The sequence below is a fragment of the Brevibacterium sp. Z349TD_9 genome (genome assembly GCF_056173565.1).
This window is the reverse complement of the sequence record NZ_CM149680.1, coordinates 3,494,931-3,518,087: the sequence shown is the minus strand read 5'-3', so window position 1 is coordinate 3,518,087 and position 23,157 is coordinate 3,494,931. Positions and strand designations below refer to the sequence as shown.

20 protein-coding genes are annotated in these 23,157 nt (G+C 68.4%); 16 read left to right on the top strand and 4 right to left on the bottom strand.

Features of this window, described 5'->3' with window-relative positions; translation table 11 throughout:
* Positions 1-319: 319 nt before the first annotated feature.
* The 4 genes from AC0VYB_RS16245 to AC0VYB_RS16230 all read left to right on the top strand — a co-directional run bounded on the left by AC0VYB_RS16245 (position 320) and on the right by AC0VYB_RS16230 (position 4,935).
* A complete protein-coding gene (locus AC0VYB_RS16245) occupies positions 320-2,419 on the top strand; it encodes a sensor histidine kinase (protein WP_101623443.1) in 2,100 nt (699 codons plus the stop codon).
* Positions 2,407-3,051, top strand: a complete 645-nt coding sequence (locus AC0VYB_RS16240; protein WP_009378844.1) for a response regulator transcription factor — start codon at positions 2,407-2,409, stop codon at positions 3,049-3,051. Before AC0VYB_RS16245 ends, AC0VYB_RS16240 begins: the two co-directional genes overlap by 13 nt.
* Position 3,052: 1 nt before the next feature.
* Positions 3,053-4,048, top strand: coding sequence for a DUF4097 family beta strand repeat-containing protein (locus AC0VYB_RS16235; protein ID WP_475384846.1), 996 nt, complete (start codon positions 3,053-3,055; stop codon positions 4,046-4,048).
* Between the two features lie 98 nt (positions 4,049-4,146).
* The gene (locus tag AC0VYB_RS16230; RefSeq protein WP_101623445.1) at positions 4,147-4,935 is read left to right on the top strand and encodes an SDR family oxidoreductase; all 789 of its coding nucleotides are present in this window, start codon (positions 4,147-4,149) and stop codon (positions 4,933-4,935) included.
* Between the two features lie 6 nt (positions 4,936-4,941).
* Here AC0VYB_RS16230 and AC0VYB_RS16225 read toward each other — a convergent pair whose 3' ends face one another.
* A complete protein-coding gene (locus AC0VYB_RS16225) occupies positions 4,942-5,883 on the bottom strand; it encodes a capsular polysaccharide synthesis protein (RefSeq protein WP_063249661.1) in 942 nt (313 codons plus the stop codon).
* Positions 5,884-6,046: 163 nt separating this feature from the next.
* On the opposite strand from AC0VYB_RS16225, the gene AC0VYB_RS16220 reads away from it, so the two are divergent.
* Positions 6,047-6,592, top strand: a complete 546-nt coding sequence (locus tag AC0VYB_RS16220; protein ID WP_063249663.1) for a DUF421 domain-containing protein — start codon at positions 6,047-6,049, stop codon at positions 6,590-6,592.
* A gap of 29 nt (positions 6,593-6,621) precedes the next feature.
* On the opposite strand, the gene AC0VYB_RS16215 is transcribed toward AC0VYB_RS16220, so the two are convergent.
* Positions 6,622-7,554, bottom strand: coding sequence for an amidohydrolase family protein (locus tag AC0VYB_RS16215; protein WP_063249664.1), 933 nt, complete (start codon positions 7,552-7,554; stop codon positions 6,622-6,624).
* 93 nt (positions 7,555-7,647) lie between these two features.
* Between AC0VYB_RS16215 and AC0VYB_RS16210 the strand changes: the two genes are divergently transcribed.
* From AC0VYB_RS16210 to AC0VYB_RS16195, 4 genes are all read left to right on the top strand, one after another.
* Positions 7,648-8,532 (top strand): ribonuclease FAU-1 family protein, encoded by an 885-nt coding sequence (locus AC0VYB_RS16210; protein WP_063249665.1) that lies wholly within the window; start codon positions 7,648-7,650, stop codon positions 8,530-8,532.
* A gap of 12 nt (positions 8,533-8,544) precedes the next feature.
* Positions 8,545-9,573 carry an NADP-dependent oxidoreductase gene (locus AC0VYB_RS16205; protein ID WP_101623446.1) on the top strand — a complete coding sequence of 343 codons (1,029 nt, stop codon included), beginning with the start codon at positions 8,545-8,547 and terminating at the stop codon, positions 9,571-9,573.
* Between the two features lie 156 nt (positions 9,574-9,729).
* Positions 9,730-10,035, top strand: a complete 306-nt coding sequence (locus tag AC0VYB_RS16200; protein ID WP_040341888.1) for a nucleotidyltransferase family protein — start codon at positions 9,730-9,732, stop codon at positions 10,033-10,035.
* The gene (locus tag AC0VYB_RS16195) at positions 10,025-10,363 is read left to right on the top strand and encodes a HepT-like ribonuclease domain-containing protein (protein ID WP_009378863.1); all 339 of its coding nucleotides are present in this window, start codon (positions 10,025-10,027) and stop codon (positions 10,361-10,363) included. The genes AC0VYB_RS16200 and AC0VYB_RS16195 overlap by 11 nt, the downstream gene beginning before the upstream one ends.
* Before the next feature lie 6 nt (positions 10,364-10,369).
* On the opposite strand, the gene AC0VYB_RS16190 is transcribed toward AC0VYB_RS16195, so the two are convergent.
* Positions 10,370-11,365: an asparaginase domain-containing protein gene (locus tag AC0VYB_RS16190; RefSeq protein ID WP_009378864.1), complete on the bottom strand. Its 996-nt coding sequence runs from the start codon at positions 11,363-11,365 to the stop codon at positions 10,370-10,372.
* Between the two features lie 70 nt (positions 11,366-11,435).
* On the opposite strand from AC0VYB_RS16190, the gene AC0VYB_RS16185 reads away from it, so the two are divergent.
* The 7 genes from AC0VYB_RS16185 to poxB all read left to right on the top strand — a co-directional run bounded on the left by AC0VYB_RS16185 (position 11,436) and on the right by poxB (position 22,246).
* Positions 11,436-11,873, top strand: a complete 438-nt coding sequence (locus AC0VYB_RS16185) for an MmcQ/YjbR family DNA-binding protein (RefSeq protein WP_009378865.1) — start codon at positions 11,436-11,438, stop codon at positions 11,871-11,873.
* A gap of 67 nt (positions 11,874-11,940) precedes the next feature.
* On the top strand, positions 11,941-13,404 hold the full coding sequence (locus tag AC0VYB_RS16180; protein ID WP_278373151.1) for a DUF3375 domain-containing protein: 1,464 nt from the start codon (positions 11,941-11,943) through the stop codon (positions 13,402-13,404).
* Entirely contained in the window at positions 13,401-14,141 is a 741-nt protein-coding gene (locus AC0VYB_RS16175) for a DUF4194 domain-containing protein (RefSeq protein ID WP_009378870.1), read from the top strand. Before AC0VYB_RS16180 ends, AC0VYB_RS16175 begins: the two co-directional genes overlap by 4 nt.
* A complete protein-coding gene (locus tag AC0VYB_RS16170) occupies positions 14,138-17,512 on the top strand; it encodes an ATP-binding protein (RefSeq protein WP_475384845.1) in 3,375 nt (1,124 codons plus the stop codon). Before AC0VYB_RS16175 ends, AC0VYB_RS16170 begins: the two co-directional genes overlap by 4 nt.
* 88 nt (positions 17,513-17,600) lie before the next feature.
* Positions 17,601-18,770 carry a Gfo/Idh/MocA family protein gene (locus AC0VYB_RS16165; protein ID WP_162909132.1) on the top strand — a complete coding sequence of 390 codons (1,170 nt, stop codon included), beginning with the start codon at positions 17,601-17,603 and terminating at the stop codon, positions 18,768-18,770.
* 209 nt (positions 18,771-18,979) lie between these two features.
* Positions 18,980-20,257 (top strand): MFS transporter, encoded by a 1,278-nt coding sequence (locus AC0VYB_RS16160; RefSeq protein ID WP_201671919.1) that lies wholly within the window; start codon positions 18,980-18,982, stop codon positions 20,255-20,257.
* A 273-nt stretch (positions 20,258-20,530) separates the two neighbouring features.
* Positions 20,531-22,246: a ubiquinone-dependent pyruvate dehydrogenase gene (poxB, locus tag AC0VYB_RS16155; protein ID WP_131248295.1), complete on the top strand. Its 1,716-nt coding sequence runs from the start codon at positions 20,531-20,533 to the stop codon at positions 22,244-22,246.
* A gap of 373 nt (positions 22,247-22,619) precedes the next feature.
* On the opposite strand, the gene ribH is transcribed toward poxB, so the two are convergent.
* A complete protein-coding gene (gene ribH, locus AC0VYB_RS16150; RefSeq protein WP_009378882.1) occupies positions 22,620-23,090 on the bottom strand; it encodes a 6,7-dimethyl-8-ribityllumazine synthase in 471 nt (156 codons plus the stop codon).
* Positions 23,091-23,157: the final 67 nt, after the last annotated feature.

The following is a 23,157-nucleotide window of genomic DNA, read 5'->3' as shown; positions in this document are numbered from 1 at the left end:
TGGCGCTCGATGGATGAGGTGAATTGCTCAGGGTTGTGTGTGACGCTCCGGCGGCGAAGTGGCGCTCCAGGGAGGGCGTGATGTTCCAGGGGTCATTCGGAGTGGAGAGTGTGAGGCGGCCTGAACGCGCTCGACTTCAGGTCGATCTGGACAGGAAATCGCGTCGATTCTCTGCCCATTTCGCCCAGGAGACGCCGTAAGGGGTGGCGCGGAACGAAGGCCCAAGGAGCGGAAGCGCTCCAGCCCGGGGGAAAACCCGACTCGGTCGCGGCGGTCAACGTGCTGTCGCCCGGACACCCGCCCGCGTAGCGTATTCGGTATGAGTGAAAAGACCCCCGAGCATCCGCAGGAACCGGAGTCGACCGGCTCCACGCCTGCAGAAGCTCAGCACCCCCACGGCGACAGTGCGCCACAGGCCACCGAAGCCGGGCAGTTCCGCACCACCCCGCTCGACCTCGAGGTTCCCTTCACCACCCCGCGGCCCGGTTGGACCCACCCCGCCGAGGCGGCCGACGGTTCCGCGGACAGCGCTGAGTCACCGACTCGGGAGTACCCTCACACTCAGGCCTACGGTCCGTCGCGATCCTCCGTCGATGGCACCGGGCCGACTGCTCAGTATCCGCAGACCCAGGTGTTCGGCGGCAGCGCCGGCCTCGGCAACGATGTCAGCACCGGCGAAACCATGGGCGCCGGCAGTGCGGCAGGGACCGACTCAGCCGACCTCGCCTCTGGCGCTGAACCCACCCAGGTCTACGGGACGCCCGCGCAGACCTACATCAGCGCAGGGCACCACCCTGTCGAACCCGCACAGCCGATGCCGACACATCCGATGCCCGCCCGGCCGATGCCTCCGCGCGTCGAGCACGCGCGTCCTGACGCCGGCCGGCCTGGGTCGCGGTTCACGCAGTACGACAACGCCCCGCGCGGTGAGCATCCGGGCCAGCGCGGGCCCCATTCCGGCCCCAACCGCGGACCCCGCCGCGCCTCGGACCCCGGACCCTACGCGGCCCCCTTCCCCGGCCCGCACCCGGGGCAGGTCCGGCTCCAACCGCCGCGACCGCCTCGGCGGAAGAAGCCCCGACCGAACGACCTCGTCATGGTCCCGGTCACCGGACCCATGCCGCTGACCCGTACCGATGTCACCGACATCCCTCCGGAGGGCCCGATCGACTGGCCGAAGCGGCCGGTCGGCGTTGTCGGCGTCGCGAACCTCTTCCTCTCCGCGGTCATGGCCATCCTCTGGGCGTGGATCCCCGTCGGCCTCCTCATCACCGGCATCGGCGGCATCTTCGCCCTCGGCCTCGGCGTCCTCGCGCTCATCCTCTGGGTGCTCGTCCAGCAGGTCGCCAACGTCTTCGAACGCTACCGCGCCGAACTCGTCTACGACGACAGAATCCCGGTGCCGACGGTCCCGCGCAGCACCCGCGAATCCGGGTTCGCCCGCTTCCTCCACAACCGGTGGCTGCTCGTGTCCTCGGGCTCGTTCTGGCGCTCGACCGCCCACCACTACGTCAAGATGCTCCTCGGCCTCGCCGTCGTCGGCGGCACGATCACCGGCATCTGCGGCGGCATCCTCGGAGTCTTCTCGGCGATCAACCCCGACGGGATCCCCGGCCTCTTCTTCGGCGGCGGTGAGAGCGGCCTCGGCCGGGTCGGCGTTGCGATCGGCTCGCTCATCATCCTCGCCAGCTCGCTCGCCATCCTCTGGTTCGCCCCGTACCTCGACCGTGCGCTCGACCGCAGCCTTCTGCCGCCGGCCCGCACCGCCGCCCTCCAGGCCGAGGTCTCCGAGCTCGACCGCGCCCGCATGGCCGGGATCGATGCGGCCGCCGCTGAGCGTCTGCGCATCGAACGCGACCTCCACGACGGCGCCCAGCCCCGCCTCGTCGCCCTGACGATGACCCTGGGCCTGGCGAAGTCGAAGATCGACTCCGACCCGGAACGTGCCAAAGAGCTCGTCGCCGAAGCCCACGCCGAGGCGAAGGGCATCGTCAACGAACTCCGCCAGCTCGCCCGCGGAATCCATCCCGCCGTTCTCACCGACCGCGGTCTCGACGCTGCGGTCTCCGCGCTCGCCGGCCGCTCACCGATCCCCGTCGAGGTCGACGTCCGCCTCGGCGGTCGGATCGAACGCGAAGCCGAAGCCGTCGCCTACTTCGTCGTCGCCGAGTGCCTGACGAACATCGCCAAGCACTCCGGTGCCACCCAGGCCAAGGTCGTCATCGCCCCCACCGAGGCGGGAGTCGAGATCGTCGTCACCGACAACGGTCACGGCGGGGCCCGGATCGACCGGTCGGGTCGGCACACCGGCATCGCCGGTCTCGTCGACCGGGTCGAGGCCGCCCGTGGGACACTGAACCTGACCAGCCCCGCAGGTGGGCCGACTACCATCGTTGTGGAGGTGCCATGCGCATCGTGATCGCCGAAGACTCAGCCATCCTCAGGGCCGGACTCGAACGACTCCTCGTCGACGCCGGACATGAGGTCATCGCGGCCGTGCCCGATGCCAATGAGCTGCTGGCGACCGTGAATACGATGCCCCCAGACCTCGCCGTCATCGACGTGCGCATGCCGCCGACGTTCACCGACGAGGGCATCCGCGCCGCGGTCCTCATCCGCAAGCAGAACCCGGACGTCAAGGTCCTCGTCTTCAGCCAGTACGTCGAGGAGCAGTACGCCTCCGAACTCATCGCCGAGAACACCGGCGGGTTCGGCTACCTGCTCAAGGACCGCGTCGCCGATGTCGAGGACTTCCTCTCCGCCGTCGACGAGGTCGCCAAGGGCGGCACCGTCCTCGACCCCGAGGTCGTCTCCCAGATCCTCGTGCGCACCCGCAAGACCGACGGGCTCTCGACGCTCAGCCCCCGTGAGCTCGAGGTCCTCCAGCTCATGGCCGAGGGCAAGTCGAACGCCGCGATCGCCGGCACCCTCTTCCTCAGCGCCGGAGCCGTCGAGAAGCACATCAGCTCGATCTTCACCAAGTTCGGACTCACGGCGGACACCTCGGACAACCGTCGTGTCCTCGCAGTCCTCACATTCCTCGGAGCATAGAATGCCTGCCACCGTCCTCGTCAACCAGTCGGCCCGCACCGGACTGCGCGCCGTCCTCGTCATCGCCGCAGCGATCGTCCTGCTCATTCCGATCGCGATCAGCGTCGCCCACGGTGCCTCCCGGCTCGACTACACGAAGGTCGAGTCGAGTGAGCAGCTGGCCGCCTCGGCGAGAGACGTCCGCTTCTCCCTCGACACGGGAGCCTCGATCACGGTGAGGACGACCGATGCGGACACGGCGACGGTGACGATGACCGGGGTGGGTCCGCGCGATGACGTCCCGCAGCTGCGTGTCGAGGAGACCAACGGCGAATCGGTGGTCACCGTCGACGACAGGAAGGTCTTCGAGAACGCCCGCATCGACGTCGCCATCCCTAAGGCGACGTCGAAGGACACCAACCTCACGTTCGCCGGCGGCCTCGGCGAAGTCGACGTCCGGGGGGAGTTCAATGACGTCAAGGCCGACACCGACGCCGGGTCGGTCTCGCTCGAGGGCGACTTCGAGAAGGTGCAGACGACGACCGACTGGGGTCAGACCCGGTTCAAGGGCAGCTTCGGATCGATCGAGGCGAAGTCCGACGTCGGCACCCTCGAAGGCACCGACCTCAAGGTCCGCGACCGCGTCGACGCGACGACCTCGACGGGGTCGATCGACCTCGACTTCTCCAATGAGATGGTCCCGACCTCGGGAATCACGGTCAAGGCCGACGAAGGCAAGATCGATCTCCGTCTGCCCCGCCTCGACCTCGTCAAAGAGCATATGAGCGCCGAGGCGGCCGGCCCCGACGACGGGCGTGACGGTTCCGCCGATGACGGTGCCGAGGTCAAGGACCTCTTCTACCGGATCAACGCGACATCGAACCAGGGCAGCGTCGACCTCGCGAAGGACCTCGAGAAGTACGACGCGTCGAAGGATCCGAAGGACGCCGAAGGCAAAGCGGTCATCCCTGTCTCCGTCACCGCGGACACGGGCGCGATCACGATCGACCAGAACTGACTGAGCGGCGCGGCGGGCCACCGTTTTCGGCTCGACGACCGCAGCGCACGGTGCGACATCCGCCGCGCCCTGCTCGCCGGGCCACCGAAGGGAAGACAATGCAGGTCACGGTCTACGGAGCTACGGGAACCTTCGGCAGCCGACTCGTCACCCGGCTGCGGGCGATGGGGCATTCCGTGATCGCCGCCCACCGCGGGATCGGCGTCGACACGTACACCGGCGACGGGGTCACAGAGGCGGCGGTCGGCAGCGATGTCCTCGTCGACTGCGTCAACCTCCTGACGAACAACCGGCACCGGGCGCTCGACTTCTTCTCCCGCAGTGCGCGCTCGATCGCGTTGGCCGCGGCGGAGAATCCCGGTGCGGCGATGGTATGCCTGTCGATCGCCTTCAAACCCGCGGTCGCCGGATCCGCACTCTTCGGCTACTACCAGGGCAAGAACATGCAGGAGCGGGTCTACCGCAGGCTCGTGCCCGCCGACCAGCTCCTCATGTTCCGCTCGACCCAATGGTACGAACTCGCCGCGACGGCATCGGTGTCCGTCGGCCCGGTCGTCTTCGCCCCGAAGATGCGGGTGCGCGCCCTCGCCGCCGACGAAGCAGCCCGGATGATGGCAGAGGCGATCGAAGCCGGAGAGCGCGGCACCGTCGAGGTCGCCGGCCCCGAGATCAGCGACCTCGCCGCGATCGCCCGAGTCGTCGCCGAAGCGGAGGCGGGCCGCACCGGAGAACGGACCCAGGGCTCCGGCGTGAGGCGTCGGGGACGGACGCGGGCCCGCAAGGTCGTGCCCGTGCCGATTCCCGGACCGACGGCGGACGACGGCCTCATCCCCGAGTCGCCGAGGCTCTCGACCGTCACAGTCGACGAATGGCTTCGCACCCGGTGAGGTGATTCAGACGTACGGACCGATGAGGTGCCCGAGGACAGAGCCGTCGGGAACAGTGCCGTACTTGTAGCTGAGCTTCTGCAGAGGTGCGACGGCGGCGATGTCGGTGAGCGTACCCGGTCGCCAGGGCTGCATCATCGCCAGCTGGAGCAGATGCGCCGAGGTGGCCGAGAGCACCGGTGCTGCGTTCCACTGGCCGCGGGCTTCGGGCACGAGCACCTGGAGGACTTCGAAGATCCGGTGGTAGAGGAAGTAGTCGGGCAGGTCGTCGAAGTGGGTCCACCACTCATCGAGAGCGCGCCTCTGCAGGCCCAGCAGAACCGACTCCTTCTGCGAGGCGATGAACCAGTTCGCGATGGACAGCTTCGTCCACCGGGGGAAGATCGTTCCCGCACGGAGATAGCGGCGCTGCAGGTCATCGTCGAAGTTGTGTCCGACCCATGCCGTGGCGTCGAACCAGACGCCTCCATGCTCTTCGAGAATGCGGGTGCGGACGTAGTCGGAGAAGTGGGCCGGGCGCGAGTCCTCGAGGACCGCAGCGATCCGGTCGGGAACGTCGATGAGTTCACGGACCGATTCTCCGTCGAGCACACGCAGCGCGGGATACGATTCCCTGATGTTCGCCAGGCACGCCTGGACGAGCGGTGGGGCCGTGTCGATCGGAGTGTTCCAGTAGGTGAACACACGGTCGGAGGGCACCGGCATTCCGCGGTACCGACGCCGTGCGGAGGTGCGAGCGCGGGCGGCTGCGAAGATCGGCGGGTCGGCGGGCAGTCCGACACTGCGGCGCAGTTCTGGCAGGCGCGGCTGGAGCAGTCGGATGAGGCGCTCGTAGGTCTGCAGAGCCGCCACCGGATCGATCGTCGAGGCGAACTGCGAGGAGCGCTCGATCTGCGCCTGCAGCCCCGCCAGCACCTTCTCGGGCGTCGGGTCCTTCGTCAGTCTCATACCATCCTGCTTCCGCACATCGACCGTGGCCGACAAGGGCTGTTGTCCGGTCTGCTCTCTTCTCACCCTAGAGCAGGAGAGGCGTCTCCAGCCGGAATCGGCGGGTGAGGGGCGCGGGATCTCCGCCTCCCGCCGAGTAGGATGCGGTCGGGAGGTGGCCTGCATGGAATGGCACGAATACGGACTCGACGGTGTCGACGCCCTGCGCGTCGTCGTCTCCTGCGTCGTCTTCTACTTCGGCATCATCATCGTCGTCCGTCTCTTCGGGCAACGCGCCCTGGCGAGTCTCTCGAGCTTCGACCTGGCCGCGATCATCGCCCTCGGAGCCGTCGTGGGACGGGCGATCCTCGGCGACACCCCCACTCTCGTCGCCGGTGTCCTCGCCGTCGGGACGCTGCTCATCCTCCAGGCGGTGACCGGGCAGGCGCGGCGGAGCGCCCGCATCGAGGGCATCGTCAACAGTCCCGCGATCGTCCTCATGGCGGGAGAGGAGTTTCTCACCGACAACATGGCCCGCGCCCATGTCGATCGCGTCGAAGTGGTCTCGAAGCTGCGGATGGCAGGCATCCGAGAGCTCTCCGAGGTCGCGTGCGTCATCCTCGAACCCACCGGCCAGATCAGTGTGATCAAGCGCGGCAGGCCGATCGACCCGGCGCTGCTCGATGGTGTCGTCGGGGCGGAGCGCATCCCCCGATCGGACATCGGCTGAGACGACGACACCAGCCCGTCTGACCAGGCTCACTCTTCAGTTCTCGCGTCGTCGCCAGCGACCACCTCCTCGTCCTCCTCGAGCCCGAGCAGCCTGGCCCCGTTCTCCCAGAGCACCGCGCGCATCCAGTCGTCGCCGAGGTCGAGGCCGGCGAGCCCCGAGAGCTGATCGGCGTACGGGTAGGGGATGTTCGGGAAGTCCGAGCCGAGGACGACCTTGTCCTGGAGCGCCAGGAGTCGCTCACGGAAGGCGGGGGCCACCTCGGCGGGGTGGTTGAAGAACCCGGAGACGTACATCGTCGTATCGAGGTGGACCCCGCTGTGGGCCTCGGCGAGATCGGCGAACGCGTCGTACTCGGGCATGCCCATGTGGGCGATGACGAAGTTGAGGGCGGGAAAGCGTTCGAGCACCCGTGCCACCGCCTCGGGGCCGGTGAACTCGCCGGGCAGCGGCTTCGAACCGGCGTGGATGACGATCGGCACCTGCGCCTCCGACAGCGCCGCCCACGCGGGATCGAGGACACGGTCATCAGGAGCGAAGCCGCCGACCTGCACGTGGACCTTGAACAGCCGTGCCCCGGCCTCGAGGGCTGCGGGCACGTACTCGGCGGACTCCGGTTCGGCGTAGAGCGTTCCGCAGTGGACGACGTCCGGGTGGGCTGCGGCGAACTCCCTGTTCCAGTCGTTGAGCCACGCGGCCATACCCGGTCGGTGGGGGTAGGTGAGTGCCGGGATCCGGTGGAGGCCCCAGTCGCGGAGGATCCGCAGCCGGGTGTCGGTGTCGTGACGGTAGTGGATCGGCCACGGTCGACCGTAATGCGCCTCGGCGTCGTCGAAGTAGGACCAGACCTTGTCGAGCACATTCTGCGGGAGGAAATGGACATGGATGTCGGCCAGCCCCGGCAGATCGAGCGCCTCGACATACCCCGGGATCTCCGCATCGGTGCGGGGAGGAGCGATCATGGTCCCACCCTACGTCCCGGTACGGACACAGCCGGGCAGCGACGCGGATCCGTCCCACAGGCTGCGTCCAAACACCCGCCTTAGACTGCGGGAATGGAGTACACCGACCCGTTCGCGCTCGCCGTCCCGTCGCAGGCGCGGTCTCTCGGTCAGCCCCCGTTCTGGACGCCGGGTCAGGCCGTGACCTGGACGTACAGGCGCTTCGACTTCGATCGCGACCATATCGAGGTGCTCCGGCCGATGCGGGTCATCGAGGACGGACCCGACGGCGCGGCTCTGTGGATGCCCGGGGGCACCGAGGTCACCGACACCCGGATCGTCGGATGGGAGGGCTTCAACGCCCACGACGTCCCCCTCGACGTCCGCTTCCGCCCACCCGCCGAGGCACCCCGCCGGACCATGGTGCCCACCCGCTGGCAGGGGCACGGGGTCCTCAAGCTCGCCCCGCCGAACGTCCCGTTCTCCGTGTGGGTGCTCGTCAAACCCGCCGAGGCGGCCGACCCGTCCGCCGATCCCGTCCGGATCGAGTGGTACATCAACCTCGAGAGCACCCACCTGCGCACCGCCGAGGCGGTGTTCACCAGCGATCTCATCCTCGACATCACCTTCCCCGTCGCCGAGGAGCCGCTGCACCTCCCCGGTGGCCGTCTCAATGCGCGCGGAGCCGTCTTCAAGGACGTCCACGAGATCGCCGCGGCCGCGCAGTACGGCTACTGGCCGCCCGAATGGTCGGACATCGTCCGCGGCAACGGCAGCCTCGTCCTTGACCGGCTCGAGGACCACCGATGGGCGTTCGATCCCCGGTGGGCCGGCGTCGCCCGCGACCTCGCCGGGTTCGAACCGGGGGAGAAGCCGCGGTCCGGAACGGGGGAGAAGCCGCGGCTCGGCCCGACCACCTCGGCGGACACAATTTCTCCAGGTCAGCGGGAACATCGACGCATTCCCGCGGGTTGTTACGTAAGACCGGACCACCGCTGAGAGGACATCGCTATGGCCACGAATCACCGTATCCGCCTCAACTCGCGTCCCGTGGGGATGCCGACGGCTGAGAACTTCCTCCACGACGAGGTCCCCGTCGAATCCCCGGGTGAGGGGCAGGTTCTCCTGCGCACCCTCTACCTCTCCCTCGATCCGTACATGCGGGGGAGGATGTCGGACGCGAAGTCCTACGCGCGGCCGACGGAGATCGGCGAGGTGATGGTCGGAGCGACGGTGTCCGAGGTCGTCGAGTCGCGATCTCCGGAGTTCTCTCCCGGTGACATCGTCCTCGGCTACGGCGGGTGGCAGGAGTACTCGATCGAGGACGCCTCGCAGCTGCGCCGCCTCGACCCGGAGATCGCGCCCGTGAGCACGGCGCTCGGTGTGCTCGGGATGCCGGGGTTCACCGCGTACGCAGGGCTGCTCGAGATCGGCATGCCCAAGCCGGGTGAGACCGTCGTCGTCGCCGCGGCGACCGGTCCGGTCGGCTCGGTCGTCGGGCAGATCGCGAAGATCGTCGGGGCGCGGGCCGTCGGCATCGCCGGTGGGCCGGACAAGGTCGCCCACCTCAAGGAGCTCGGGTTCGACGTCGCCCTCGACCACCGCTCCCCGAACTTCAGGCAGGAGCTCGCCGAGGCGGTTCCCGAAGGCATCGACGTCTACTTCGAGAACGTCGGCGGTAAGGTCTTCGAAGCGGTCCTGCCGCTGCTCAACACGTTCGCCCGTGTGCCCGTGTGTGGTCTCGTCTCGAGCTACAACCTCACCGAACTGCCGCCCGGACCCGACCGCACGGGACTGCTCATGTCGACGATCCTGCGGCAGTCGCTCACGGTGCGCGGCTTCATCCAGAGCGAGTTCGTCGACCGCCTGGGCGAGCAGTTCCTGTCCGACATGCGCTCGTGGATCCAGGAAGGAAAGATTCGCTACCGCGAGGACATCCGCACAGGTCTCGATCGTGCACCGGAGTACTTCAACGAACTCCTCACCGGCGGGAACTTCGGGAAGATGGTCGTCGCCGTCGGCGAGCAGAGCCAGCGTTAGTCACGGGGTCCGGGACGGCTATGGAGCCGTCCCGGACACGGGGCGGGTTGTCTGCTGCGATCTCGACGAACGGCGTGGACATTGTGTTGGGAGCCCGGATTCGGCCGGAGATATCGAGGTGTGTACTCGTTCGGCCGCGAATGGGAGACTGAGACTATGGAACCGGCAATCAGATTCGACGAAGCCGCGATTGCGCGGATCTGCGCAGCTCGCGGAGTCGAGCGATTGCGCGTCTTCGGCTCCGCAGTCTCCGACCGGTTCGATCCAGAGTCGAGCGACCTCGACTTCATCGTGGATTTCGTTCCTGGGCGTGACAGCATGTTCGATGATTATTTCGGTCTGCTCGAAGATCTCTCAGCTCTCTTCGACCGGGAGGTGGAGCTGGTGGTCGGCCGAGCACTGAAGAATCCCTACTTCCGCGAATCAGCCCTGAGCGGCGCGCAGGAACTCTATGCGGCGTGAAACCTCTGCCTGGCTGTGGGATGCCCGCGAAGCGATCGATGCCATCGGCAGTTTTGTCGATGGCGTCGATGAAAGCGAGTTCACGCACAGTCTGCTCATCCGGTCTGCGGTCGAGCGGCAGCTCGAAGTGCTGGGTGAGGCGCTCAATCGGGTGCGCAGTGCAGATCCCGAAACGGCTGCATTGATCGCAGACATCCACCGGATCATCGCTATGAGAAACGTCATCGCTCATCAGTACGGTGAGATCGACTATGCGATCGTTTGGTCAGCCGTCAACGATCGCGTTCCGCAGCTCAGGTCGACGATTGCGGCTCTGCTCTCCGACTGAACCGTCTCACCGGAAGCGGGCGAACACCTCGGCGGGGTCGAGGCCGTAACTCAGCGCGAGGGTCAGCGCGATCCGCGCCTTCCTCGCATCGAGGATCCCGGCCGGGATGAGCCCGCCCTCGAGCAGGCCGATCTCCCCGCCGACGTAACCGTACGTGCGGGTCAGGCTCGCTCCCGACCCAGGTCGGGAGGCGAGGATGACCGGCATCTGCTCGCCGAGGCGGAGGACCGCGGGCACAAGATCCTCGGGGACGTGTCCGCCGCCGACTCCGGCGAGGACGAGGCCGGCGAAGCCTGCCTCACCGAGGCGGTCGAACGTCTCCGCCGGTTCCCCCAGTCCCACCTCGGCGAGGGCGACCGCCGCGAACGCGTCGGGTCGGGGGAGTCCTGCGAACGGCGAGGCCGCCGTGCGAGGGTGCGGCGCGTGGGGGAGACGGACGACGTCCTCACTGATCCACCCGATGGCGCCGAGCACCGGACCCGAGGAGAAGGCCGCCGTCGAGGACACGTGCGCCTTGCGGACATGATGCGGATCGTGGATCTCGTCGTTGAAGACGAGGGTGGCCGGCAGGTGCCGAGCCGACGGCGAGAGCGCGGTGAGCGCGGCGGCGCGGACGTTGGCGGGGCCGTCGGCGCCGGGCAGCGTCGGATTGCGCATCGCTCCGGTCACGGCGATCGGCGTGCCCGAGTCATTGAGCAGTGAGAGCGCGAAGGCCGACTCCTCGAGGGTGTCCGTGCCCTGGGTGAGCACGATGCCGTCCGCGTCGGTCCGCCGCGCGAGGTCGACGACATCGTGGAGCATGTCGAGGGTGACGTTCGCACTCGAGACCTGGGCGACCTGGGTGAAGTCGGCCTGGAGGTCAGGCCAGATCCGGTCGAGACCAGCGGCTGCGGCGATCTCGGCTCCGCTGAGCGCCGGAGCGACCCCACCGCTGCCGTCGGCGGTCGAGGCGATGGTTCCGCCGAGCGCGGCGACGAGCAGATGGAGTGGCGTATCAGGCATGACCCCGAGTCTAGCGAGGTGACGGAGGAGATCGGGATGCTGTGTCAGTCCCCGCTGTTAGCATCCACACATGGATCCGGACACCGTGCTCAGGCTCGCCCACGAGCAGGCGATGCAGTACCCGTCCGTCGTCGTCGACCACCCGTTCGGACCCGAGTACGCCGTATACAAGGTGCGGGGGAAGATGTTCATGATGCAGTACGAGCTGCGGGGCGTGCCGAGCATCAATCTCAAGATCGACCCTCTCGACGGTGAGGTCCTCCGTGACGCCTATGCGGAGATCGCACCCGGATACCACATGAGCAAGAAGCATTGGATCACCGTCGCCGGACGAGGCGATCCCGGCGAACAGGGCGAGACCAGCGAACAGGGCGAGACGGAGTCGAACTTCGACGCCGACCTTCTCCACGACCTCGTCCTCGAGTCCTATTGCCTGGTGGTGGCGAAGCTGCCGGTCAGGGACCGCCCGGTCGATCCGATGACCTTCGGAGGGCGAAACCAGGACTGAGATGTGGGACCTGTGATCTGGGACCCCGGATTGGCGTGCATTCGCGGCGGCCCGGACAATGGAGGTCATGTCTGCCCTGAGTTCCGCACTCGCCTACAAGCGACTGCTCGAGTCCGATGAGACTCTGCGCATGCTCCGGGCCGACCACCTTCCCGTGATGGCAGTGACCCTCGATGCCCACCTCGGCCGGCCGGGCACGCGTATGATCACCGAGGACCTCCATGAGAGCATCGACTCCGACCTCGAGGATCTGCGCGACCACTTCCCGCTCGGCACCCGCACCGCGAAGGCCTACTGCGACGACTGGCGGCGCGCGGGCATCCTCGTGCGGCGGCCGGCCACCTCGGCGCGCGGGGAGACCTACGAGCTCTCCGCCGCGGGCTTCGATGCGATCCGGATGCTCGAACAGCTGCGCACCCCACCGCAGACGGCGACCGAATCCCGGCTGGTCAGCCTCGCCCAGGCGGTGCGGCAGCTCGCGATCGACACCGACCCCGACAGCGCCCGCCGACTCGCCGCGCTCCACGCCGAACGCGACCGCATCGACGCCGAGATCGCCCGCGTCCGCCGCGGCGACCCCCGCTCGATCGTGCTCGACCGGCGCCGCGCCAACGAGCGCGTCGCCGACATCCTCCAGCAGGCCCAGGGCATGCCCGCCGACTTCGCGCGCGTGCGCGCCCGGTTCGAAGAGCTCAACCAGGACCTGCGGCTCTCGATCCTCTCCGCCGAGGACTCCCAGTCGAAGGTCCTCGACGAGGTCTTCCGCGGCGTCGACCTCATCGAATCCTCCGACGAAGGTCGGACGTTCGCCGCATTCTCCGCCCTCGTCCGCGACCCCGAGCAGGCAGCGGCCTTCGACGAGGACATCGCAGCGATCCTCGACCGCGACTTCTCCGCAGCCCTCACCCCCGAGACCCGCCGGTCCCTGCGCACCCTGATGCGGCAGATGAAGGACGGCTCCCGCGAGGTCTCCGACATCCTCACCGAATTCGCCCGCGGCCTGCGTCGCTACGTCCACTCCCACGAATTCCAACGCGACCGCTTCATGCGCTCCCTCCTCCAGGACGCGCTCGCCACCGCCGCCCCGGTCGCCGCCGTGCGGCGGCCCTACGACGACGTCGGCGTCGAACTCGAGCTCTCGAGCGTTCCCCTCGGCAGCCTCGGCGAGGTCATCCTCCACGATCCCGCCGAGTTCGACGCCGGAGACGAACTCGCCGAGGCGGGGGAGGCCGACGTCGACTTCGCCGAGCTCATCGCCATCGCCCGCGAGTCCGAGATCGACTTCGCCGAGCTCACCGACAACATCAACCGCGCCATCGCCGGGACCGACTCGGTCACCGTCGCCGAGGTGCTCGAGACCTACCCGGCCACGCAGGGCCTGGCCAGCGTCGTCGGCCTTCTCTCGCTCGCGAGCACCTACGGCACCGTCGATCCCGAGGCCAGGGAGAGGATCACCTGGTCCGGCGTCGACGGCGTCGACCGCCACGCCATCATCCGCCGCCACCGTTTCACCGAAGGCATCCGACTATGACAGACACCCCCGACACCCGCCTCGACGCCGACCGGCAGGCGACCGACAGCCCCGACGGACTGTGGACCGGGGACACGGGAACGCTCGGTGAGAACACCCGCCGAGTCCTCCTCGAACTCCTCAAGGGCCCCTACGTCTCGGGCACGCAGAGCCCGCAGCTGTGGTCCGCCCTCGTCACCGACGAGGCCCTCGTCCGTTCCCGCCTCCACGAGCTCTTCCTCGACCTTGTCATCGACAAGGTCGACGAGTTCGCCTTCACCCGCAAGGTCGTCACCGACGAACTCGACGTCCCGGCCGCCGTGCGCAGCGAACGCCTGACCTTCCTCGACACCGCGATGCTCCTCGTCCTGCGCCAGCTCCTCCTCGCCGCCCCCGGAGAACGCCGGGTCATCGTCGACCGCGACGAGGTCTACGAGCGCCTCGCGATCTACCGCACCGGCGACGAGTCGACCTTCCAGCGCAACCTCAACGGCGCGTGGGGACGGATGAGCAACCGCCTGCGCGTCCTCCACAAGGTCGGCGACGACCGCTTCGAGATCTCGCCGATGGTGAGGTTCCTCATCGACGAGGACCGCGTCCGCGAGCTCATCGACGTCTACGAACGCATCGCCGGCACCGGGGAGGCCGGCACCGCCGACACAGATACCGATGACCCCGCCGAGGCGGTCGCTGACACCCGGAACGCAGGCACCGGCGACCCCGCCACGAATGTCGCCCACGGAAAGGTCGACGCATGACCGAGGCCCTCTTCCCGCTCGACGCCGCCCTCATCGCCGACCAGGCCCGCGCCCGCGGGGCGCACCGGCCCGACGTCGGCAGCCAGTGGCGGCTCTCGGAGATCCAGATCGCGAACTGGGGCACCTTCGACTCCGACATCCACCGGATCCCCGTCTCCCACCGCGGCCATCTCATCACTGGACCCTCCGGCTCCGGGAAGTCCTCCCTCCTCGACGGCATCGCCGCCGTCCTCACCCCCGACAAGTGGCTGCGCTTCAACGTCGCCGCCCAGACCGCCGGCAGCCGCGTCGACCAGCGCAGCCTCGTCAGCTACGTCCGCGGGGCCTGGACGCGGACCGCGGACTCCGACGAGGACCGAGTGGTGAGCAAGTACCTGCGGCCCCGTGCCACGTGGAGCGGCATCGTGCTGCGCTACGACAACGGCTCCGACCGTCCGCTCACCCTGGCCCGGCTCTTCTTCCTCAAGGGATCGAGCACGACCGCGGCCGACCTCGCCGACGTGTGCCTGCTCGAACGCGCCGGCCTCGACCTCGCCGACCTCCAGCAGTACGCGCGCACCGGACTCGAGACCCGCAGACTCAAGGCCGATCACCCCGAGGCGGTCATCACCTCGAACGGCATGCACGCGAAGTTCTACGCCCGGATGCGCAAGGTCTTCGGCATGGCCAGCGATGCCGCCCTCCAGCTGCTCCACAAGACGCAGTCGGCGAAGAGCCTCGACAGCCTCGACCGACTCTTCCGCGACCACATGCTCGAGGTCCCCAACACCTTCGCCCTCGCCGACACGGCGGTGAGCGAATTCGGTGACCTCAAGGACGCCCACGACCACGTCGTCGAACTCCGTCGCCAACGCGACCACCTCCTCCAGCTGCGCGACGCCGCGACACGCTACGACTCGGCCCACGAGGCCGAAGCCCAGGCCGTCGCCCTCAACGACGCCCTCCTGCCGTTCCAGAAGCGCCGCGAGCTCGACGTCCTGCGCACCGAGCTGAGCGCCCGCAGCCGCGACCTCGTCGAACTCGAGGTTGCCGCCGATCGCGCCAAACGCGACTACGACACCGCCGTCGACGACTACGACCTCGCCCGCCGGGCCACCCTCGAACTCGGCGGCGCCGAAGCCGAGCACCTCCAGCAGCGCATCGCCACCGCCGAGACCGAACGGCGCGCCGTCGCCGACCGCTGGGCCGGCCTCGAACGCCGACTCGAACAGGCGGGCATCGACCACGCACCCACCTCGGCGGCCGAGTTCGCCGCACTCCAGGAGCAGATCGCCGCCGCCCTCGACGACGACTCCGAGAGCGGACCCAGCCACGCCGATCACGACCGCTTCTCGACGGCACGCCGTCGGGTCAGGGACCTCGAGGCCGAGATCGACTCGCTGCGGAAGTCCGGGTCGACCGTGCCCGGCAGCCTCCTCGAGATCCGCCGCGAACTCGCCGAGGGCACCGGCCTGAGCGAGAAGGCGCTGCCGTTCGCCGCCGAGCTCATCGAAGTCGACCCCGCCCACGCGCAGTGGACGGGAGCGATCGAACGCGTGCTCCGACCCTTCGCGCTCACCGTCCTCGTCCGGCAGGAGAACCTCGGCGCCGTCCGCTCCTGGGTCGACGCCCACCGGGTCAGGGGACGTCTCGTCTTCGAGGAGATCCCGGCCAAGGCTCCCAAGCCGCGACCCGCGAGCAGCGAGAAGTCCCTGGTCAACAAGATCGACGTCGCCGAATCGGGATTCGGCGAATGGGTCCGCTCGGCCCTGTCCGAACGCTTCGACGTCGTCTGCGTCGACCGTCCGGACGACCTCGACGACTACGCCCGCGCCGTCACCCTGGCCGGTCAGATCAAGTCCTCACGCACCCGATACGAGAAGGACGACCGGCGCCGCATCGACGACCGCAGCAACTGGGTGCTCGGCAACCGGGACGCCAAGCTCGACGCGCTCATCGACTCCCTCCGCGACGCGCAGACGGAGCTGGCTGCAGCCGAGGAGATCGTCCGCGCCGCGACCGCGGAGACCGCCCTGGCCAACCGCCGCAAGGGCATCCTCGCCGGCATCCGCGAACAGTCGTGGCGTGACATCGACACTGCCGGCGCCGAGGCGGCGATCACGGCGCTCGAGAAGCAGCTGAGCGACCTCGAGGCCGCCGACGGCGACCTCCAGCAGGCGATCGGCGCCGAACGTCGGGCCCGTGCGGCCAAAGAGTCCGCCGAGGCGCAGACCCGTGACGCCGACTATGCGCTGCGGCGGGCGAACGAGCAGATCAGCGACCTGCGTGCCGACATCGACCGCCTCACCGAGGACATCGACGCCGGCCGCATCCTCGAGGTCGACCCCGCCCTCGCCGACGCCCTCGATGCCCGCTTCGGGAAGGTCGAGGGCAGCATCGGCCGGGAGACCCTCGCCGAGGCGGGCCAGCAGGTGTCCCAGACCCTGCAGGCAGAGAAGGACCGCGCGCAGGCGGCGGCGAGCGAGGCCGGTCAGGCCGTGACCCGGTTGGCCGCGGAGTTCAAGGCGGCCTGGCCGTCGGTGGCCGTCCAGCTCACGGCCGAGGTCGCTGACCGCCACGACTACCTCGTCATGCTCGACGAGATCGAAGCCCACGGTCTGCCCGACCACGAGAACCGGTTTCGCGACCTCCTGCGCGAGCGCTCCCGCGACCTCATCGGGGAGCTCCTCAACGAGATCTACGCCGCCTCGCACGAGATCGAGGACCGGGTCGCCCCGATCAACTCCTCCCTCCTGCGCTCCCGATTCGACGAAGGCCGCTACCTCCGGCTCAAGGTCAAGACCCGCCGCAGCGAGACCGTCAACGCCTTCATCGCCGACCTCCGCCGGATCGTCGGCGGCGGCTGGAACGAAGACGACAGCGAGACTGCGGAAGAGAGGTACGCGACCCTCGCCGAGGTGATGCGCCGCTTCGCCTCGAGCGAGCACGTCGATCGGGTATGGCGGACCCAGTGCCTCGACACCCGACTGCACGTGAGCTTCCTCGCCGAGGAGATCGACGACCACGGCCGCGCGCACGCGACTTACGACTCGGGAGCGGCGATGTCCGGCGGACAGCAGCAGAAGCTCGTCATCTTCTGCCTCGCCGCCGCCCTGCGCTACCAGCTCGCCGACCCCGACGAGGCGATCTCGAAGTACGGCACGATCATCCTCGACGAGGCCTTCGACAAGGCCGATGCCCGGTACACGCGGATGGCGCTCGACGTCTTCCTCGAATTCGGCTTCCACATGGTGCTCGCGACCCCGCAGAAGCTGCTCCAGACGATCGAACCCTACGTCGGTGCTGCGACCTCGATCGAGAACCCGAGCCGGCAGAAGACCCTGGCCTCGACGATGGTGTGGGAGACCGGCGACGGTATCGGTGATGACTGAGGTGAGCGGCCGGTGACGATGGTATCCGTCGCCGAGGCGAAGGCGAAGGCCCGCAAGCGACTGCCGCCACGAAGAAGGACACCCCAGAATGAGCTCCACCATGAAGATCGGCATCGTCGGATTCGGGCTGCGAGCGGGACTGTGGCGCTACGCGCACTCGCCCGCGGACGGACACGAGGTGACGATCATCTGTGACATCAGCGAACGCGGTCGCAGAGACGCCGCAGACCGGATCCCCACGGCTGCGATCACCGACGACCTCGGCGACGTCCTCTCCGCCGGACTCGACGCCGTCCTCGTCCTCACCCCCGATCACGCGCACGCTCCGGTCGCGATCGCCTGCCTCGAGGCGGGGATCCCGACCTTCTGCGAGAAGCCGCTGGCGACGACGATCGAGGACGCCGACGCGATCCTCACCGCCGCCGCGAGGAACCGCGCGCGCCTCTACGTCGGCCACAACATGCGGCACATGCCGGCGATGCGGACGATGAAGGACATCATCGACTCCGGACGGATCGGCGAGGTCAAAGCGGTGTGGTGCCGCCATTTCGTCGGCCACGGCGGCGACTACTACTTCAAGGACTGGCACGCGGACAGGCGGAAGTCGACGGGACTGCTCCTGCAGAAGGGCGCCCACGACATCGACATCATCCACTGGCTGGCCGGTTCGTACACCCGTGTGACGGCGGCGATGGGCGCGCTCACGGTCTACGGGGACGTCGGCGATCGCGCCGACAACTCCGACAAGCGGATGGGGGACTGGTTCGACCTCGGCACCTGGCCCCCGGAGGAGCAGACAGGGCTCAACGAGACCATCGACGTCGAGGACATCTCGCAGGTGAACATGACCCTGCGCAGCGGGGCGCTGGCGAGCTACGAACAGTGTCACTTCACTCCCGACTACTGGCGCAACTACACGGTCATCGGCACCCGCGGCCGGATCGAGAACTTCGGCGACGGTGACGGCGACGAAATCGGCATCTGGGACCGTCGGCACTACGGCTCGGCACCCCCGGACGAGACGGTCGTTGTCTCCGGCGGCGACGGCGGGCACGGGGGCGCGGACCCGCTCCTCATCGCCGAGTTCCTCCGCTTCGCCCGCGAGGGCGGACCCACGGAGACCTCACCCGTGGCGGCCCGGGAAGCCGTCGCCGTCGGCTGTCAGGCGACCGCTTCCCTGCGTAAGTGCGGATCGGCGCTGCCCGTTCCGCCTCTCGACCCCGAGGTCGCCGACTACTTCGCGCGCGGGCAGGTCTGAGCACCGCCTCGGCGAGGGGCCGTCGAGCCGCGTTTGAATTCCTCTGAACTTCCTGTGAACATGAGGTGTCTGGTTCATGAATAGAAGGGGAATCCGTGGGAGCGCGACTGGGATCTGGTCTGGGGTAGCTGGCAGCGCCGAGCCCGGCACCGCGGCTTTCTGAGAACGAGGTCGCCCGCCGCTATCCTCGCCTCCGGGCGCAGGTGTTCATGGGGATCTTCGTCGGCTATGCGGGCTTCTACCTCATCCGCAACAACGTGCCGCTGGTGGGCAGCCTGCTCATCGATGAAGGCCGGATGAACTCCGTCGGGCTGGGGATCATCGCCAACGCCGCCCTCATCGCCTACGGGTTCTCGAAGTTCTTCTCCGCGATCGTCTCCGACCGCTCCAATGCCCGCCTCTTCCTCCCCATCGGCCTCGCTCTCTCGGCGGTCGCGAACCTCCTCATCGCCTGGGTGCCCTGGCTGTCGTCATCGATCGCGGTGTTCGCGATCGTCATGTTCGTCAACGGCTGGGTGCAGGGCATGGGGTGGCCTCCCAGCGGGCGCGTCCTCGTGCACTGGTTCTCCACGAGCGAGCGCGGCATCAAGACCTCGATCTGGAACGTCGCCCACAACGTCGGCGGATTCTTCGTCGGCGTCCTCGCCGCTCTCGGGCTCCAGCTCACCGGCGACGACTGGCGTTCTGTGTTCTGGTTGCCGGCGCTCGTCGCCCTCGTCGTCGCGCTCTTCGCCTTCCTCATGATCCGCGACACCCCGGAATCGCAGGGCCTGCCGCCGATCGAGGAGTACCGGGACGACCCGGCGAAGGTCGAGGCCGCCGCCGAGGAGCGCGAATCCCTGAGCACGTGGCAGACGATCGAGAAGTACGTGCTGCGCAACCGGACGATGGTCCTCCTCGCCCTGGCCAACGTCTGTGTCTACGCGCTGCGTTACGGCATCCTCACCTGGACGCCGGTCTATCTCTCCGAAGTCCGCAATGCCAGCCTCACCGGAGGCATCGCCGGCTTCTCGCTGTTCGAACTCGCGGGCATCGTCGGCACGATCCTCTGCGGGTGGCTCTCCGACAGGGTCCTCCGCGGCAACCGCTCGATCACGGGCATCGTGTTCATGCTCGCAGTCGCCGCCGCGACTGCCGTGTACTGGCTGGCCCCTGCCGATGCACCCCTGTGGATCCCGTTGGCGACGGTGACGGTCATCGGCGGCCTCATCTACGGCCCGGTCATGCTCATCGGACTCCAGGCCCTCGACCTCTCCCCGCGGCACGTCGCCGGAACGGCGGCCGGGTTCACCGGACTCTTCGGGTACGTCCTCGGGGCGACGATGGCCTCGAGCGGGGTGGGACTCGTCGTCCATCACTTCGGATGGAACCTCACATTCGCGCTCCTCATCGCGCTCTGCCTCATCGCGGTCGTGTTCCTCGCGATCATCAACCGGGACGAGAAGCAGTCGATCGCCGAGCGCGAGGCGCACACGATGAGCGCCTGACAGCCTCGGCGGGATAACGCCCCCTGACAGCCTCGGCGGAACGGGGGAGTCAGCCCCACCTCGGCGGGCACGCATTCCCACCTCGCCGCGGCAGCCCCTCTCTCGCACCTCGAACCCAGCACAGCGGTGGCAATGAACCTTGCCGCTGTCGCGGTGTGACCGACGGAACTCTCCCTGCCGCAGAGCGAGGTCTAGACTGGCACCAGCAGTCCATGCCTCACACCGGGGCGCAGACCAGGGCTCCGGTGGCCGTGTCCCAACCGAAGGAGCACCATGCCCACCGTCGCCAGGAACATCGTCGACACGCTCGTCGCGAGCGGGGTCAAGCGAGTCTATGGGATCCCCGGGGACTCGCTCAACGGATTCACCGACGCCCTGCGGGTCAACCCCGAACTCGAATGGGTCCACGTCCGCCACGAAGAGGGCGCGGCATTCGCCGCCAGCGGTGAAGCGGCGCTGACCGGCGAGCTCGCCGTGTGCGCCGGCAGCTGCGGACCCGGCAACCTCCACCTCATCAACGGCCTCTACGACGCCCAGCGCTCCCGGGTGCCAGTGCTCGCGATCGCCGCGCACATCCCCAGCGAGGAGATCGGGTCGAACTACTTCCAGGAGACCCACCCGACGGAGATCTTCCGGGAGTGCAGCGTCTACGCCGAGCACGTCGCCCACCCCTCGCAGATGCCCCGCCTCCTGCGCATCGCGATGCGCGAGGCGATCGAGAAGCGCGGCGTGGCCGTGCTCGTCATCCCCGGCGACGTCGGTCTCGCCGACATCGACGCCGAGGCGGAGGAGATCTCCTTCTATCCCTCCCGCGTCATCCCGGCTGAGACCCTCATCGAGGACGCCGCGGCAGCGCTGAACAGCAGCAGGAAGGTGACGATCCTCGCCGGTGCCGGCACCGAGGGCGCCCATTCCGAACTCATCGCTATCGCCGACGCCCTTCAGGCTCCGATCGTCCATTCGATGCGGGGCAAGGAGTTCGTCGAGTACGACAACCCCTTCGACGTCGGCATGACCGGCCTGCTCGGGTTCTCCTCGGGCTACCATGCGCTGAAGTCGTGCGACACCCTCCTCATGCTCGGCACCGACCTGCCCTATCAGCAGTTCTATCCCGACGAGGCGACCGTCATCCAGGTCGATGTGCGCGGATCCCAGATCGGCAAGCGGACGAAGGTCGACATCGCGCTGACCGGAACCGTCGCCGATACGGTCAACGCCCTGCTCCCGCTCATCCGGACCGGACGCAGCAGCTCGTTCCTCAAGACCGCGACGAAGCACTACGCGAAGACCCGCAAGGAGCTCGATGAGCTCGCGACCCCGTCGAAGCGGACCATCCACCCGCAGTACCTGACGAAGCTCATCGACGAGGCGGCCACCGACGACGCGGTCTTCATCCCCGATGTCGGCTCACCAGTCGTATGGGCGGCGCGGTACCTGACGATGAACGGCAGGCGCCGCCTCATCGGCTCCTTCAGCCACGGATCGATGGCCAACGCCCTGTCCCAGAGCGTCGGAGCGCAGGCTGCCTATCCGGGCCGTCAGGTCATCGCGCTCGCCGGCGACGGTGGGCTCGCGATGTTGCTCGGCGAACTCATCACACTCACCCAGAACGACCTGCCCGTCAAGGTCGTTGTCTACAACAACTCCTCGCTCAACTTCGTCGAGCTCGAGATGAAGGCGGCCGGATTCGTCACCTTCGGCACCGACCTCGAGAACCCGAACTTCGCGACGATCGCCGAGGCGGTCGGCATCAAGGGCTACCGCGTCGAGAAGTCGAAGGACCTGCCAGCGGTCGTCACCGAGTTCCTCAACCACGACGGGCCCGCGGTCCTCGACGTCACCACCGAGCGCCAGGAGCTCTCGATGCCGCCGTCGATCACCGTCGAGCAGGCCAAGGGCTTCGCGCTCTACGCGATCCGCACCGTGCTCTCGGGCAAGGGCGACGAGCTCATCGACCTCGCAAGGACCAACGTCCGCCAGCTCTTCTGAGCCGGGGCGAGCGTGGCCTGCGTGCGGGGCGCGTCGAGCCCACGAGTCGAGGACGCTGAGTGTCGATTTCAGCGTCACGAATCGACACCGGGCGTCCATAACTCGGTTGGGCAGAACTCGGTTGGGAAGCACGTTCGTGGGGGCGGTGCCGTCGCGGAGGAGAGTCACCTGCGTGCGGGTGGCGCTCCAGGTGCGGAGCGCCCGCGAGCCCGCGAGTCGAGGACGCTGAGTGTCGATTTCAGCGTCGCGAATCGACACTGAGCGTCCTCGACTCTGTCTGTTCCCCGCGCCGCCTCGCCGCCTCGCCGCCTCGTCGCCTCGCCGCCCCTCGCCGCCTCGCCGCGGCGCGGACGGCCCCTCGCCGCGCGGACCCTCAGCCCAGCGGGTAGTCCTTCAGCGCCGAGGCGGTCGCCAGGGCCGCGGTCATCGCCTCGTGGCCCTTGTCTTCGCGTGAGCCCGGGAGTCCTGCGCGGTCGCGGGCCTGCTCATCGTTGTCGCAGGTGAGCACGCCGAACCCGACAGGCTTGCCGGAGTCGAGGGCGACGCGGTTGAGGCCGTCGGTGGCGGCCGAGCACACATAGTCGAAGTGGGGTGTGCCCCCGCGGATGACGACGCCGAGCGCGACGACGGCATCGAAGTGCTTCGCGACCCGGGCCGCGGCGACCGCGAGTTCGAAGCTGCCGGGCACGCGGATGAGCGTCGTCTGCGCGCCGGCGTCGGCAGCAGCGCGCTCGGCACCTGCGATGAGGCCGTCCATGACCTCGGTGTGCCAGGAGGCGGCGATGATCGCGACGGTGAAGTCACCTGCGGTCACGGTGATGTCGGGTGCGCCGGAGTGCGCCATGGGTGAGTCTCCTCTGTGAGTGTGAGTGTGAGTGTGGGTGTGCGTGTGATGGTCGGGAGGTTCAGCC

Bases quoted from the DNA above. Each gene is read 5' to 3' on its own strand.
- AC0VYB_RS16245 (WP_101623443.1), top strand. From the start codon at position 320: ATGAGTGAAAAGACCCCCGAGCATCCGCAGGAACCGGAGTCGACCGGC.
- AC0VYB_RS16240 (WP_009378844.1), top strand. From the start codon at position 2,407: ATGCGCATCGTGATCGCCGAAGACTCAGCCATCCTCAGGGCCGGACTC.
- AC0VYB_RS16235 (WP_475384846.1), top strand. From the start codon at position 3,053: ATGCCTGCCACCGTCCTCGTCAACCAGTCGGCCCGCACCGGACTGCGC.
- AC0VYB_RS16230 (WP_101623445.1), top strand. From the start codon at position 4,147: ATGCAGGTCACGGTCTACGGAGCTACGGGAACCTTCGGCAGCCGACTC.
- AC0VYB_RS16225 (WP_063249661.1), bottom strand. From the start codon at position 5,883: ATGAGACTGACGAAGGACCCGACGCCCGAGAAGGTGCTGGCGGGGCTG.
- AC0VYB_RS16220 (WP_063249663.1), top strand. From the start codon at position 6,047: ATGGAATGGCACGAATACGGACTCGACGGTGTCGACGCCCTGCGCGTC.
- AC0VYB_RS16215 (WP_063249664.1), bottom strand. From the start codon at position 7,554: ATGATCGCTCCTCCCCGCACCGATGCGGAGATCCCGGGGTATGTCGAG.
- AC0VYB_RS16210 (WP_063249665.1), top strand. From the start codon at position 7,648: ATGGAGTACACCGACCCGTTCGCGCTCGCCGTCCCGTCGCAGGCGCGG.
- AC0VYB_RS16205 (WP_101623446.1), top strand. From the start codon at position 8,545: ATGGCCACGAATCACCGTATCCGCCTCAACTCGCGTCCCGTGGGGATG.
- AC0VYB_RS16200 (WP_040341888.1), top strand. From the start codon at position 9,730: ATGGAACCGGCAATCAGATTCGACGAAGCCGCGATTGCGCGGATCTGC.
- AC0VYB_RS16195 (WP_009378863.1), top strand. From the start codon at position 10,025: ATGCGGCGTGAAACCTCTGCCTGGCTGTGGGATGCCCGCGAAGCGATC.
- AC0VYB_RS16190 (WP_009378864.1), bottom strand. From the start codon at position 11,365: ATGCCTGATACGCCACTCCATCTGCTCGTCGCCGCGCTCGGCGGAACC.
- AC0VYB_RS16185 (WP_009378865.1), top strand. From the start codon at position 11,436: ATGGATCCGGACACCGTGCTCAGGCTCGCCCACGAGCAGGCGATGCAG.
- AC0VYB_RS16180 (WP_278373151.1), top strand. From the start codon at position 11,941: ATGTCTGCCCTGAGTTCCGCACTCGCCTACAAGCGACTGCTCGAGTCC.
- AC0VYB_RS16175 (WP_009378870.1), top strand. From the start codon at position 13,401: ATGACAGACACCCCCGACACCCGCCTCGACGCCGACCGGCAGGCGACC.
- AC0VYB_RS16170 (WP_475384845.1), top strand. From the start codon at position 14,138: ATGACCGAGGCCCTCTTCCCGCTCGACGCCGCCCTCATCGCCGACCAG.
- AC0VYB_RS16165 (WP_162909132.1), top strand. From the start codon at position 17,601: ATGAGCTCCACCATGAAGATCGGCATCGTCGGATTCGGGCTGCGAGCG.
- AC0VYB_RS16160 (WP_201671919.1), top strand. From the start codon at position 18,980: ATGGGGATCTTCGTCGGCTATGCGGGCTTCTACCTCATCCGCAACAAC.
- poxB (WP_131248295.1), top strand. From the start codon at position 20,531: ATGCCCACCGTCGCCAGGAACATCGTCGACACGCTCGTCGCGAGCGGG.
- ribH (WP_009378882.1), bottom strand. From the start codon at position 23,090: ATGGCGCACTCCGGCGCACCCGACATCACCGTGACCGCAGGTGACTTC.